This is a genomic window from Hydrogenophaga sp. PBL-H3 (assembly GCF_010104355.1).
In the GTDB taxonomy this organism is placed as follows: domain Bacteria; phylum Pseudomonadota; class Gammaproteobacteria; order Burkholderiales; family Burkholderiaceae_C; genus Hydrogenophaga.
In genome coordinates this window covers 235,510-247,940 of record NZ_CP044972.1, presented here as the reverse complement: position 1 = coordinate 247,940, position 12,431 = coordinate 235,510, and the positions used below count along the sequence as shown (strand labels likewise).

The 12,431-nt window shown below is 68.2% G+C and carries 13 protein-coding genes; 8 read left to right on the top strand and 5 right to left on the bottom strand.

The annotated features are described in order from the left end of the window. Position 1: 1 nt before the first annotated feature. Positions 2 to 967: an ABC transporter substrate-binding protein gene (locus F9Z44_RS01170; protein ID WP_159602876.1), complete on the bottom strand. Its 966-nt coding sequence runs from the start codon at positions 965 to 967 to the stop codon at positions 2 to 4. Positions 968 to 1,326: 359 nt separating this feature from the next. Here F9Z44_RS01170 and F9Z44_RS01165 point away from each other — a divergent pair, with 359 nt between their 5' ends. Then, positions 1,327 to 2,625 (top strand): BLUF domain-containing protein, encoded by a 1,299-nt coding sequence (locus F9Z44_RS01165; protein ID WP_159602874.1) that lies wholly within the window; start codon positions 1,327 to 1,329, stop codon positions 2,623 to 2,625. On the opposite strand, the gene F9Z44_RS01160 is transcribed toward F9Z44_RS01165, so the two are convergent. The 3 genes from F9Z44_RS01160 to F9Z44_RS01150 are packed head-to-tail and all read right to left on the bottom strand — an operon-like array spanning position 2,601 to position 4,854. Next, the gene (locus tag F9Z44_RS01160; protein WP_162147745.1) at positions 2,601 to 3,296 is read right to left on the bottom strand and encodes a hypothetical protein; all 696 of its coding nucleotides are present in this window, start codon (positions 3,294 to 3,296) and stop codon (positions 2,601 to 2,603) included. The genes F9Z44_RS01165 and F9Z44_RS01160 overlap by 25 nt on opposite strands. Continuing rightward, positions 3,289 to 4,398 (bottom strand): extracellular catalytic domain type 1 short-chain-length polyhydroxyalkanoate depolymerase, encoded by a 1,110-nt coding sequence (locus F9Z44_RS01155; protein ID WP_238407289.1) that lies wholly within the window; start codon positions 4,396 to 4,398, stop codon positions 3,289 to 3,291. The genes F9Z44_RS01160 and F9Z44_RS01155 overlap by 8 nt, the downstream gene beginning before the upstream one ends. 21 nt (positions 4,399 to 4,419) lie before the next feature. Then, complete coding sequence (locus tag F9Z44_RS01150; RefSeq protein ID WP_238407288.1) at positions 4,420 to 4,854, bottom strand: CopG family transcriptional regulator; 435 nt, start codon at positions 4,852 to 4,854, stop codon at positions 4,420 to 4,422. 128 nt (positions 4,855 to 4,982) lie between these two features. On the opposite strand from F9Z44_RS01150, the gene F9Z44_RS01145 reads away from it, so the two are divergent. Beyond that, a complete protein-coding gene (locus F9Z44_RS01145) occupies positions 4,983 to 6,173 on the top strand; it encodes an AI-2E family transporter (protein WP_236574221.1) in 1,191 nt (396 codons plus the stop codon). A 12-nt stretch (positions 6,174 to 6,185) separates the two neighbouring features. Here F9Z44_RS01145 and F9Z44_RS01140 read toward each other — a convergent pair whose 3' ends face one another. Then, positions 6,186 to 7,073 (bottom strand): LysR family transcriptional regulator, encoded by an 888-nt coding sequence (locus F9Z44_RS01140; protein ID WP_159602870.1) that lies wholly within the window; start codon positions 7,071 to 7,073, stop codon positions 6,186 to 6,188. Between the two features lie 97 nt (positions 7,074 to 7,170). Here F9Z44_RS01140 and F9Z44_RS01135 point away from each other — a divergent pair, with 97 nt between their 5' ends. From F9Z44_RS01135 to F9Z44_RS01110, 6 genes are all read left to right on the top strand, one after another. Continuing rightward, positions 7,171 to 7,866: a Bax inhibitor-1/YccA family protein gene (locus tag F9Z44_RS01135; RefSeq protein WP_159602868.1), complete on the top strand. Its 696-nt coding sequence runs from the start codon at positions 7,171 to 7,173 to the stop codon at positions 7,864 to 7,866. A gap of 34 nt (positions 7,867 to 7,900) precedes the next feature. Then, positions 7,901 to 8,311, top strand: coding sequence for a hypothetical protein (locus tag F9Z44_RS01130; RefSeq protein ID WP_159602865.1), 411 nt, complete (start codon positions 7,901 to 7,903; stop codon positions 8,309 to 8,311). After that, complete coding sequence (locus tag F9Z44_RS01125; protein WP_159602863.1) at positions 8,308 to 8,946, top strand: exopolysaccharide biosynthesis protein; 639 nt, start codon at positions 8,308 to 8,310, stop codon at positions 8,944 to 8,946. The genes F9Z44_RS01130 and F9Z44_RS01125 overlap by 4 nt, the downstream gene beginning before the upstream one ends. 72 nt (positions 8,947 to 9,018) lie before the next feature. Further along, positions 9,019 to 10,494, top strand: a complete 1,476-nt coding sequence (locus F9Z44_RS01120; RefSeq protein WP_159602861.1) for a UbiA family prenyltransferase — start codon at positions 9,019 to 9,021, stop codon at positions 10,492 to 10,494. Between the two features lie 9 nt (positions 10,495 to 10,503). Further along, positions 10,504 to 10,863, top strand: a complete 360-nt coding sequence (locus F9Z44_RS01115) for an SMR family transporter (protein ID WP_159602859.1) — start codon at positions 10,504 to 10,506, stop codon at positions 10,861 to 10,863. A gap of 7 nt (positions 10,864 to 10,870) precedes the next feature. Beyond that, the gene (locus F9Z44_RS01110) at positions 10,871 to 12,424 is read left to right on the top strand and encodes a glycosyltransferase family 39 protein (protein WP_159602857.1); all 1,554 of its coding nucleotides are present in this window, start codon (positions 10,871 to 10,873) and stop codon (positions 12,422 to 12,424) included. Positions 12,425 to 12,431: the final 7 nt, after the last annotated feature.

Below are 12,431 nucleotides of genomic sequence, written 5' to 3'. Positions count from 1 at the left end.
CTCACTTGATGACGGTGACGGCGCGCCGGTCGATCGATCGCAGCGGCGCGTCGCGCACCATGTCGAGGTAGTTGGGCATGGTCTTGTTCTCGACCAGACCTTCACGCACGGCCCAGCGCGACTCCGATTCGAGCGTGGTGATCAGGGCCTGGTCCAGCACCAGCCGGAACTCGTAGTCGCTCCACATGGTCTGGAGCACCGGTGGTTCCAGCTGCAACTTGCGCCCCACGATCATCTGCGCCACCTGGGGATGCTGGCGCATGAGCACCAGGGCGCGCTCCAGCGCGCGCAGCACCTTGCGCACATCGCCGTCGCCCAGGCTCGCCTGCGCCACCAGATTCATGGTCACGGTGTAGAGCTGCGGCACATGCAGTTGCACCGCCTTGTCACCCAGCAGTTCGAGGGCGCGCAGGCCATGCGGGTTGTACAGACCGGCCACATCCACCTCGCCCGACGCCAGCTGTTCGGGCGCCCGCGCCGGGTCCAGCGCAACCAGGGTGAGGTCTTGCTGTCTCAAACCACTGAAGGTCAGGAAGTTGTCGGCAAAGAAATGGGCGCTGGTGCCGCGGATGAACCCCAGCCGCTTGCCCTTGAGATCGGCCGCGCTGCGGATGGCGCGGTCACCCCGCGCAATGAGCCGGTTGCCGCCTCGCGAGGTGGCCATGGTGGCCACGATGCTGAACGGCTTGCCGGCGTGGGCGGCCATCACCATCGGGGTGTCGGCCACGGTGGCCAGCGCGGCCTCTCCGTCGGTGAGGTGCTGCAGGCAGCGCCGGCCATTGATGCACCGGATCACCTTGACGTCCAGACCCTCGGACGCGAAGAAGCCCGCCTCTTCGGCCACCAAGGCGGGCGAGAAAGCAGGCAGGTCGGCGATGGCAAAGGTCAGGGGAGCGGCGGTGGCCACCGCGGTGACCAGCGCGCCCAAGGTGGCGAGAACCCATCGGGTGATCGGTGAAGTCGGCATGCGTTGTCCTGTGTGGCGCTTGCTGTGACGCACGCGCTCGATCGTCGTCCACCGATGATGGGCGGTTGGCGGCCACGCAATGGCGCGAAAAGCACCGGGTTTGTGGCGTTCCTGCCGGGACCACTGAAGCGATCCGACCGGCGGGGCGAATCGTTTAGCACTACTTTTTTTCGTGCTGGCCCGGGACGCGATGTGCCCAGCTGCTCTGGCGCGGGGAAACCCTTCCTTGACACCGCCTCGGGCACGCGCCGATCATCCAGAGCACCGAGAGTTCCGTCGCCATCGAGCGCCCGGGCTCGGCGTGACTGCACCGTTCCGTGCGACACGCTTTTTTTTCTGCGGCTCACGAGTGCATCCCCTTGGCCCGTTTCACGTCCACCCGTTCACAACACACCCGCCAGGATCTGTTGGCGCACAGCGCCGAGCCTGCTCTGGCCACGCTCGTTTACCGAAGCCGCTGCGTCACGCCACTGGACGACCCCGGGCTGAACCAGCTGGTGGAGGCCGCCCTGCAACGCAACGCCGCCGAGTCGGTCACGGGTTTGCTGATTTACGACGGTGGGCGTTTCCTGCAGTGGCTTGAAGGCCCGACCGAGAGCGTGGACCGCATCTGGCAGTCGATCCGGGCGGACAGCCGGCACACCGACGTGGAGATCCTGGGCCACATGCCCAGCACCGTGCGCTGTTTCCCCGACTGGGGCATGAAGCTGGGCGAGCGCGATCCGAGCCAACGCCCGGATGCCGCCAACGATGCGCTCATGAGCCCTCCGCACAATCTGCTGGAGTTGTTGCGCAGCCAGCAGGGGGTGCCGCATTCGCTGGCCACCGACCTGTGGCAGAAGGCCCCCGCGCAGCCCGCGTTTGAAAACGAATTCGCGCGACTGGACCACGAAATTCTCAAGCGCGTGGTGGACTCCACCGTGCTGCCCCAGGTAACGCCGCGCTACGGCTCCGGCGAGTCCCTGCACATCGAACACCTCCGCGATCCCCGCATGGCCAGCCTGGCGCGCCTGCTGGTGGCCACCGACCCTGCCGAGGCGTTTGCGCTGCTGGACATCCTGCACGCCGAAGCGGGTTCGTTGCGCGCGTCGTGCATGTGGGTTTCGGAGCCGGCCGCGCGCGACCTGGGCGACCTGTGGGCCTCCGACGAATGCTCCGAGTTCGACGTGACGCTCGGGCTCGGGCGACTGCAGCAGTCGTTTCGCAAGCTGTGCCTGGAAGCCGACCACAACGATCGGCCGCAGGAGCGCCTGCGGGGCCGCATCCTGATCGCACCACTGCCCGGCGAGCAGCACCTGATGGGTGCGGTGTTCGACGCCGAAATGATGTGGCGCGAAGGCTGGGACACGCGCTGCGAGTTTCCCGAAGACACCGCCACACTGACCCGACTGGTGAAGCGCGAATGGTTTGATGTGGTGGACCTGTCACTGAGTCTGGCCTTCAACCGCGAGGACTGGATGCCGCGCATGGCGGCCACCATCAGCGCGGTGCGCAGCGCTTCGCTCAATCCAGCCCTGGTGGTGGTGGTGCGCGGGCGCGTGTTCTTCGATCACGACGAGCCCTTGCCCGAACTCATCCACAGCGTGGGCGCTGACGGCGCGAGCACCGCAGCGGTGCTGGTCGTGCCCTCGTTTCAGCGATCGGCGTCCTCCGGCTGAAGCAGCCGCACCGGCAACCCGGCCGAGCGCAGCTGCTCGGTGATGTCCCCGGGAGCATGGTGCACCACCAGCCAGCGCACCGGGTGCGCAAACCGTGTCGATGACCGCGCCATGGCGTTGATGGCATCCACCAACGCTTGCCCTGTCCAGTCCATTGCCACCACGAGCGTGGCCCGGCGCGGCTCGAAACGCGCGAGCGCCGCCCGCGCGGCGGGCTCGTTCAACGCATAGCCGCAGTCCCACGGATCGGTGGGCCGGCGGCCGCGCCACCACGCCACGTCGCGGGCCTTCACGCGCAGGCGCAGCAGCAGACCCCCCAGCGCGCCCCCGGCGGCGAGCAACTGGTGGCTGCCGTCCAGGTGGCGGCAGAAGGCGTCGATCAGATCGTGCTCGGTGCGACCGGCCGCTGTGGGCCACAGCGCCACCGAGAAGCGTTGGTCCATGAGCGCCAGCCGGGTGGGCTGCAGCAGCGGACTGCGGCCATCACCGACGCCCTCAAAACACCAGGCTTGCAGCGGTGCCCAGCGCGCGGCTTGTGCGGCCGTGGGGATGCGCACTGCCTGGCCGTCCTGGCCTGGCAGCGCCACGCGCAGGGCCGCGCCGTCAAAGCGCGCACGCAGCGTGGCCAGCAGGTGGCGCCTGGGGGTTTGCACCGAAGCTGCCTCAGCCACGCGGTGGCTGCGCCAGGAAGAAGCGCAGCATCTCGGCCGAGGCGTCGGGCCCAGCGTTGTCGGTGCAGGAGCCTGCTGCGTCGCCTCCCGACCACGCATGCCCGGCGCCGTGCACGGTCCAGTGCTCCACCCGGGCGCGGCCGGTGGCGTCGGTGTGTATTTCGCGGGTGTAGCGGCGCCCGCCCGCGGCGGTGCCGGTTTCGCTGCGGGCGCTCAGGGCCGGCTCTGCACGGCGTGCCTGCTCGGTGATGTGTTCACCGTTGCTGTGCCGCACGGTGTGGTCGCGGTCGCCATGAAACACGATGGTGGGCACGGCGCGCGTGGCGCGGCGCCAGGGGTCGCCGGTGGTGCCGCGCCCCTTCATGGCGGCCAGGGCCGAGGGAATGTCGTGCGCGGCGGCGAACGGCAGGCCCGAGTGGGCGCCCACGGCGGCGAAGCGATCGGGCCAGGTCTCACCCAGGATCACCGCCATGGCCGCACCGGCCGAGAGCCCGGCGACATACACACGCCCGGCGTCCACCGGGTGCTCGTCCATGACGGCCTGCACCATGGCCGCGATGAGGGCGGGCTCGCCACCTTCGCGCAACTGGTCTTGTGGACGAAACCAGTTCCAGCAGCGCGACGCATTGGCGCTGGCCGACTGCTCGGGGTAGAGCACCAGAAAACCGTGTTCGTCGGCCAGTCGGTTCATCTGCGTGCCCGCGGCAAAGTCGTCGGCCGACTGGGTGCAGCCGTGCAGCATCACCACCAGCGGCCGTGGTTCGCCCGGCGCGTACGCCCGTGCCGCGGGCCGGTAGAGCTTGTAGTCCCGAACGCCAGCGCAGTGGTGAATCGTGCGGGCCCTGAATTCACCCCGGCCTTGCGGCGCGGGCTGAGCGCAGATGTTGCGCGCCGCCACCTCGATCACGTCGGTGTCGGTGTCGGTGTCGGCGGGCGGAACCATGAAGCCGCCCCCCAGGCCGGCCGAAGCGAGCGCCTGGCGGATGGTGTCGGTCACGCCCTTGAGCGGCCCGGTACGGGTGTCGAGCCCGGCTTGCGCAAGCGCTTTGCCGATGGTGTCGTTGATGTTCACGGCCAGGGTCGGCGAAATGGGGAGTTTCAATGGGGGTTCAACCGGGACGATTCAAAACGTGCGTGGCGCCAGCGCACGGCGCACCGCGGGGCTGGCGTGGAAGGCGCCCAGCACCGACACGGATTCAATGGCGGCCAGGGCGAGGTCAGGGGTGACGTCGTGGTCGACGCGGGCCAGGCCCACCACCTGAATGCGCAGGCGCTCCCCGGCGGCCACGGTGCGCTCCAGATCGGCGCGGGTGAAGTGCTGCAGTCCCAGGGTGAGCATCTTGCGGGCCACGGTCTGCTTGACGGTGTCGGCATGGGTGGCGAGCAGGTTGCGCACCGCCGTGCGCACCAGGTCGGAGCGGTTCGAATAGAAACCTTCCTGCACCAGCAGGTCGACCTGGCCGAGATCGACCACGCCCAGGTTCACGGTCATCTTCTCGGAGTCGCCGACCCGGGGGCGGACGTCCAACGGCCGGTTTGTCATTGATTTGCCATCCATGTGGATTCCATATGGATGGCATTTAAGCACGTTCTGGCGCATGGCCAAATTGTGAACGCCACGCAACGCGGCAGTGAGCTGGCGAACAGCGCCATACTCGGCGCGCCCTCAAACTCCTGGCTGTGAACATGACAACACCTGCCGCAACCGACGCCGTCGAATCCACCTCCAGCGAGCCACAGGTGCTGTCACCCCTGTCCGTTCCCGCGGTTTCGGCGCCGCTCACGCTGCGCCTGATGCTGGCCGGCGTGACGGTGGCGTTTTTCTGGATCCTGCTGCCCTTCTTCGGCACCATCCTGTGGGGCTCGATCATTGCGCTGATGTTCGCGCCGCTCTACCGCTGGCTGTTGCCGCGCATGAACCACCGGCACACGCGCGCGGCGCTGGCCACCATGGGCGCAGCGCTGGTGGTGGTGGTGCTGCCGGCGGTGCTGGTGCTGATCTCGCTGGCGCGCGAGGCGGCGCAGATGTACGCCCGCATCCAGTCGGGCGAAGTGAACCCGGCGCTGATGCTGCGTGGGCTGTTCAATGCCCTGCCCGATGGCGTGATCGCGCTGCTCGCGCGCATGGGTCTGGGCAATTTCGACCGGGTGCAGCGCAAGTTCAACACGGTGCTCACACAGGGCAGCGAATTGATCGCCGCGCACACCTTCAACCTGGGACAGGACGCTTTCACCCTGGTCATCAGCGTGTTCATCACGCTGTACCTGGCGTTCTTCCTCACCCGGGACGGCGCCAGCATCGTGCGCAGCATCCGCATGGCGATTCCGCTGCCGCCCGACCACAAGCAGGAACTGCTGCAGCGCTTTGGCACCGTGCTGCGCGCCACCGTCAAGGGCAACCTGGTGGTGGCGCTGGTGCAGGGCATGCTGGGTGGCCTGGCGTTCTGGGCGCTGGGCGTCAACGGAGCACTGCTGTGGGCGGTGCTGATGGCGGCGCTCTCGCTGCTACCCGCCGTGGGCGCCGGCCTGGTGTGGCTGCCGGTGGCGCTGTACCTGTTTGCCATGGACCAGGTCTGGCAGGGCACGGCCCTGGTGGCCTACGGCGTGCTGGTCATCGGGTTGGCCGACAACGTGCTGCGCCCGCTGCTGGTGGGCAAGGACACCGGCATGCCCGACTACCTGGTGCTGATCACCACGCTGGGCGGCATCGCGGTGATGGGCATCAACGGCTTCGTGATCGGTCCGACCATTGCGGCAATGTTCGTGGCGGTCTGGCACATCCAGACCACCACACGCCCGCCCATCCCGCCGCACAAGCCAGCCGAGGTGGAAGCGCCGCCGGAGCCGGGCACGCCGCTCGATTCAGCCGCGCCCTGAGGAGATCGGGTCTCAGCCCGCTGTCGCGCTGAGCAGGCGCTGCACCAGCGGATGTTGCACCTTGCGCGCGGTGCCGATGGCGTAGAAGTGTTCGCGCACGCCGTCGCACGGGCCGATCCATTCCAGGCCGTAGGCTGCCAACAGCCTGTCCCGCATGCCCTCGGAGGCGGGGAACACGCCCATGCCCGACGAGCCGAACGTGGCCAGCAACGCACTGTCCTCAAACTCCCCCACCACGCGGGGCAACACACCGTGCCTCTCGAACCACTGGTCGATGCGCAGGCGCACCGAAGCGTGGGCCGTGGGCAGCAGCACCGGCACCGTGGCCAGGCTGTTGGGGAAATCTTCGCGCGCCTGGGCCAGCCAGGCCTTGGGCGCGTACCAGCCCAGGGCCGATGAGCCCAGCGCGTGGCTGTAAAGCCTGAGGTTGGGGTTGGCCGGGGCCGGCCGGTCGGCCAGCACCACGTCGAGTCGGTGCAGCGCGAGATCGGCCAGCAGATCGTCGAATTCGTCTTCGTGGCATTGCAGGCGCAGGTTCGGCTCCGCCAGCGCCGGCTCCAGCAGGTCGCGCACCGCCAGCTTGGGCAAGCCATCGGAAATGCCCACCACCAGCCGGACCTCGCTGACCCGCGTGGCGTCGCGCACCGCAGCGGGCAGCTGCTCACCCAGGTGGAAGATCTGCTCGGCCACCTGCAGCGCAGCCTGCCCCGCTTCGGTGAGCGCCAGGCCGCGCCCGGCGGGCTTGAAGAGCGCATGGCCCAGCGACTGCTCCAGCAGGCGCACCTGCGCGCTCACGGTCTGCACCGCCAGCCCCAGGCGCTCGGCGGCGTGCGACATGCCGCCTTCCTTGGCCGTGACCCAGAAGTAATACAGGTGCTTGTAATTGAGTTCCGTGTTCATGCTTCGGCTTTTAAGGATCGTATTGCAGTCATTTTCTGCTTTTTCAGGAGCCTTTGCACGCCTATCCTCGCGGCTTTCTTCCACCCTGGAGTCCTTCATGGAAAACGCTTCCCGCAGCACAGCCTTGGCCCGCCGCATGGGCGCGGCATCCGCCACCGACGCCACCCCGGCACAGACCACGCGGGTGCTCAAGAACACCTACGCCCTGCTCTCGCTCACGCTGCTCTTCAGTGCGGGCGTGGCCGCCACGGCGGTGGCCAACAGCTGGCCGGCACCCGGCCTGGTGATCACGCTGGTGGGCTATTTCGGCCTGCTGTTTGCCGTGCACAAACTGCAAAACAGCGGGTGGGCGCTGCCCGCGGTGTTCGCCCTGACCGGCTTCATGGGTTACACGCTGGGTCCCATCCTCACCCACACGCTGGGCCTGCCCGGCGGTGGACAGACCATCGTGGCCGCGCTGGGCGCCACGGGTGCCACCTTCCTGGGTCTGTCGGCCTACGTGCTGACCACGCGGCGCGACTTCAGCTTCATGGGCGGCTTCCTGTTCGCCGGCATGGTGGTGGCGCTGGTGATGGCGCTGGCCGCGTTCTTCTTCAGCATGCCCGCACTCGCCCTGGCCGTATCGGCCCTGGTGGCCCTGCTGTCGGTCGGCATGATCCTGTTCGAGACCAGCCGCATCGTGAATGGCGGCGAGACCAACTACGTGCTGGCCACCGTGGGCCTGTTCGTCTCGCTGTTCAACCTCTTCACCAGCCTGCTCAGTCTCATGGGACTGGGCGGCAGCAACGAGTGACCGTCACGCCGCACCCAAGAGAAAGAGCCTTGCCATGAGAACCATCGTCTGGGGCGTCTTTGCCTTTCTCGCCGTCTGCTGGACCGCGCTGGTGGCGCTGTCGGTGCAACTGACCGAATGGCTGCTCGGTGCCGTCGGCTCGGGCCAGGCCACGGCAGCGGCCATTTCGGTGGGCCAGTGGCCCGTGCCGGCCTGGGCCGCGTTGTGGGTCGACCCGGCCTGGCTGCAGGCGCTGCAGCGGATGTGGGTCGACACCGTGCAGTGGCTGGGCCAGGTGGCGCCTTCGAGCGAGGGCCTGATGGGCTGGATCACACCGCTGCTGTGGGCTGGCTGGGGTCTGGGCACGCTGTGCCTGCTGGTGCCCGCCGTGGGCCTGCACTGGCTGGTCGGCCGCCTGACAAGTCCCACCTTGTTGCGTACCGTGCCCACGCAGGGCCAGGCTTGAGTCAACAGCTCGCTCAGTCGCTGCGCCGTGCCGCCAACGAGCACGAGGCCGGCGCACGGACGCAGCCCGCTGCCGACCCGGCCGGCCTGCGTCTGAACCTCGCCGGGCTGCTGCAACTGCACGGCGAGCGTTCGACGGCAGTGGTGCTGATGCTCCTGGCCCTGCTCACCGTGGTGCCGATCGCGGGTGCCGGCACGGTGCTCAGCCTGGGCATCCTGGCCATTGCATGGGCGTGGATGCGCGGACACGACACCCTGGACCTGCCGGGCCGCCTGGGCACGCTCAGCCTGAACGAGCGCTGGAGCGGCCGCTGCCTGCGCGGCCTGGCGTGGATGTATGAACAGGCCAACCGCTGGCTGCGTCCGCGCTGGTCGCTCTGGAGCCACGGCGCCACACGCTGGGGCTGGGGCGTCTGGATCGCCCTGATGGCCGCGGTGATCTTTCTGCCTCTGCCGCTGGGCAATGTGCTGCCCAGCCTGAGCCTGATCCTGCTGAGCCTGGGCTGGATGTTCCGCGACGGCGTTGCGCTGGCGGTCTCCGCGCTCACGGGCGGTGCGGCCATGATTTACACCGCCTCGCTGGCGCACCTGCTGGTGCAACTGGTGGACCGCGCCTGGGCCTGGCTGCCGAGCTGACGCCCGCAGGGAAGGGGTCATGGCCCGTGGGTGTGGCGCCTAGAATCGGCGCACATCCACCGGACCCTTCGTTTGACGCCTGACGCCACCACCGCCCGCCTCGCCGACACCTGCCCGCTGTACGTGGATCTGGACGGCACGCTCACGCCCAGCGACACGCTGTACGAATCGGTGATGCTGTTCATCCGGCGCAACCCGCTCAACCTGCTGCGCCTGTTCATGTGGCTGCTGCTGGGCAAGGCCGGCTTCAAGCTCAAACTGGCCAACGCGGTGCGCCCCGACCCGGCTCGCCTGCCTTACCACGAGCGTTTCGTGCAGTACCTGCGCGAGGAACACGCGCGCGGCCGCAGCCTGGTGCTGGCCAGCGCGGCGGACGCGCGCATCGTGCGCGAGGTGGCCGCGCACCTCAAGCTGTTTGACGACACCCTGGGCACCAATGCCCGCGCCGACGGCGTGAACCTCAGCCGGGGCAACAAGCGCGACGCCATCGCTGCCCACGCGCAGGCTCATGGCCACAGCACCTGGGCCTACGCCGGCAACAGCGCCGACGACATCGCTGTGTGGCAGGGCAGCGCGCAGGCGGTGGCGGTCAACGCACCCGCTCGCGTGATCAGCGCGCTGAAACAAGTGCACCCCCAGGCGCGCGTGTTCGAGCGTGAACCGCTGCACCTGAAAACCGTGCTGCGCGCGATCCGCCTCAAGCAGTGGTCGAAGAATGCGCTGCTGTTCCTGCCGCTGCTCGCCTCGCACCGGCTCGACCCCCACCTCTGGGCGCTGGTGCTGGTGGCGTTCGTGGCCTTTGGCCTGTGCGCCTCGGCCACCTACCTGTTCAACGATCTGCTGGACCTCCCCAACGACCGCGCGCACCGCCTCAAGCGCCATCGGCCGCTGGCCGCGGCCACCATCAGCATCCCACTCGCGGTGGTGCTCGGCAGCGCGATGCTGGCGCTGGCCTTCGTGCTGGCCTGGGCCGTGTCCCCCGGGTTCAGCGCCATGCTGCTGGTCTACACCGTGACCACGCTGGCCTATTCGCTGGTGCTCAAGCGCCTGGCGCTCATCGACGTGCTGGTGCTCTCGGGCCTGTACACCTTGCGCATCGGCGCCGGTGCGGTGGCGGCTCAGGTCAGCCTCTCCAACTGGCTGGCCGCCATCTCGATCTTCCTGTTCCTGAGCCTGGCGCTGGTCAAGCGCTGCGCCGAACTGGAAGAGCTCGACGATGAACGCGCCACGCTGGCGCCTGGCCGGGGCTACCAGCCACGCGACCTGTCTTCGCTGCGCGCCATGGGCATGGCCAGCGGGTTTCTGGCGGTGATGGTGCTAGCCTTGTACATCGACAGCCAGAACAGCGAGAGGCTCTACGCCAACCCCGAGTGGCTGTGGGCCGCAGCACCCGTGCTGCTGCTGTGGGTCATGCGCATCTGGCTCAAGACCGGGCGGCGCGAGCTGCACGGAGAAGACCCGCTGCAGTTCGCCTTGAAAGACCCCTTCAGCTGGATGACGCTGCTGGCCATGGGCGGCATCGGCATCGCAGCCACCCTCGGACTCTGAAGCGCCCCCATGAAATCCATCGCCATCGGCCTGGCCGTTTTCTGTGTGCTGCTCTCGTCAGCGGCACAAATCGCCATGAAGCGCGGCATGGGCGCGCCCAGCGGCGCCGACGTGGGTGCCACCTACCTTCATGCCCTCACCAGCCCGATGGTGTGGCTGGGTCTCGTGCTGTACGGGGCCAGCGCCGTGCTGTGGCTGTGGGTGCTCTCGCGGCTGGACGTGAGCCTGGCCTACCCGCTGGTGAGTCTGGGTTTTGTGGTGACCATGGCGCTGGGCGTGCTGTGGCTGGGCGAGCCGTTTTCATGGCTGCGCGTGGCGGGCTGCACCTTGATCGTGGTGGGCGTGTCGTTGCTGGCCATGGACGCCTGAACCAACCATGCGCGCTTCCGAATTTTCTGCACACGCCAGCCGCCAGGTTTTCTGGTCGATCTTCGCCGTCACGCTGGTCCTGAAGATCGCCCTTGCGGCGGGCTTCCCGTTCACGGGCGACGAAGCATTCTTCTACCAGTGGGGCGTGTTTCCGGCCTGGGGCTACTCCGACCACCCGCCCATGGTGGGCTGGCTGCTGGCGGTGCTGCGCCAGGTCAGCGAGCACCCGCTGGTGCTGCGCAGCTTCACGCTGCTCGTCACCAGCGTGATTGCGCTCGGCATCGTCGATGCGCTGCGACGCTGGCTGCCCGACGAGCGCGAGTCCAGTGCCTGGCTGGCCGGCGCGGTGTACCTGGTCATGCCCTGGAGCTGGCTGTTCGTGCTGGTGACCACCGACACGCCGCTGATCTTCTTCATGGCGCTGTCGGCCTGGGCCTACCTGCGCGCCGACACCAGCGCCCAGCGCAGCGCGCCCTGGTACGCGCTGGCGGGTCTGTTCCTGGGACTGGCGTTCCTCTCCAAGTACTTTGCCGCCCTGCTGGGCTTTGCCTACGCGGCGCACTGCTTTGGCTGGCGGCGCGAGCGTTGGTGGGCCCCGTTCCTGATCTTCGCGCTGGCCCTGCCTTCGATCGCGCTCAACGTGGCCTTCAACGCCACGCACGGCTGGACCAACGTGATGTTCAACGTGTTCAACCGCAACGAAGGCTCGGCCTGGTCACTGAAGACCTTCGGCGTGTACGTGGGCATGGCGCTCTACCTGCTCACGCCCTGGCTGTTGTGGCGCGGTGTCAGCGCGCGCCCAGCGCCAGGCACCTCGGCCACCACGCGCACCACACTGGCGGTGCTGTGGCTCTTCCCCATCCTGGTGTTTGCGTTGCTGAGCACACGCCGCACCATCGGCCTGCACTGGGTGCTGGGCTTCGTGCCGGTGTTCGTGGTCTGGGCAGGGATGCGGCTGGAGGCACGGCCTCTGCGCAGCGCGCTGAGGTGGACGGTGGCGCTCTCCGTGCCCCACCTGCTGGTGGTCGCCGCCATTGCCTGGGCGCCGCTGGCCTGGTGGCAGCCCTTCAAGATTTACGACCGGGCGGTGTTCCTGCGCGAGACCCCCGCGGTGGTGGCTGCCCTGCGCCACGATCTGCCACCGGGTGCCACGCTGATGGCGCGCACCTACAACCCGGCGGGCATGCTGGCGTTTCACCACGGCGCCTACATCCCGGTGTTCGGCGTGGGCCGCCACCACGCGCGGCAGGACGACCAGATCGTGGACTTCCGCGTGTACGACGGCAAGGCGATCCGTGTGTTCCTGTACGACGAACCGGTGCTGGCCGAGTTCGCTCCGTACTTCGAGCGGGTGAACGTGAAGCGCTTCGAAGTGGAAGGCGTGGCGTTCTTTGCGGTGGATGGGGTGGGGTTCCGCTTCCAGGCCTATCGCGACGGGGTGCTGGCGGAAGTGGCACGGGAGTTCCACAACATACCCCAGTGGTTGCCGGTGCTGGGGAGTCCGTTTTGCGAACGGTATGGTTTTGTTTCTTGCTCGCCGGAGCGCTCTTCCTTGAAGTGAGGCGACG

Bases quoted from the DNA above. Each gene is read 5' to 3' on its own strand.
- F9Z44_RS01135 (WP_159602868.1), top strand. From the start codon at position 7,171: ATGGAAAACGCTTCCCGCAGCACAGCCTTGGCCCGCCGCATGGGCGCG.
- F9Z44_RS01145 (WP_236574221.1), top strand. From the start codon at position 4,983: ATGACAACACCTGCCGCAACCGACGCCGTCGAATCCACCTCCAGCGAG.
- F9Z44_RS01130 (WP_159602865.1), top strand. From the start codon at position 7,901: ATGAGAACCATCGTCTGGGGCGTCTTTGCCTTTCTCGCCGTCTGCTGG.
- F9Z44_RS01115 (WP_159602859.1), top strand. From the start codon at position 10,504: ATGAAATCCATCGCCATCGGCCTGGCCGTTTTCTGTGTGCTGCTCTCG.
- F9Z44_RS01150 (WP_238407288.1), bottom strand. From the start codon at position 4,854: ATGGATGGCAAATCAATGACAAACCGGCCGTTGGACGTCCGCCCCCGG.
- F9Z44_RS01110 (WP_159602857.1), top strand. From the start codon at position 10,871: ATGCGCGCTTCCGAATTTTCTGCACACGCCAGCCGCCAGGTTTTCTGG.
- F9Z44_RS01140 (WP_159602870.1), bottom strand. From the start codon at position 7,073: ATGAACACGGAACTCAATTACAAGCACCTGTATTACTTCTGGGTCACG.
- F9Z44_RS01170 (WP_159602876.1), bottom strand. From the start codon at position 967: ATGCCGACTTCACCGATCACCCGATGGGTTCTCGCCACCTTGGGCGCG.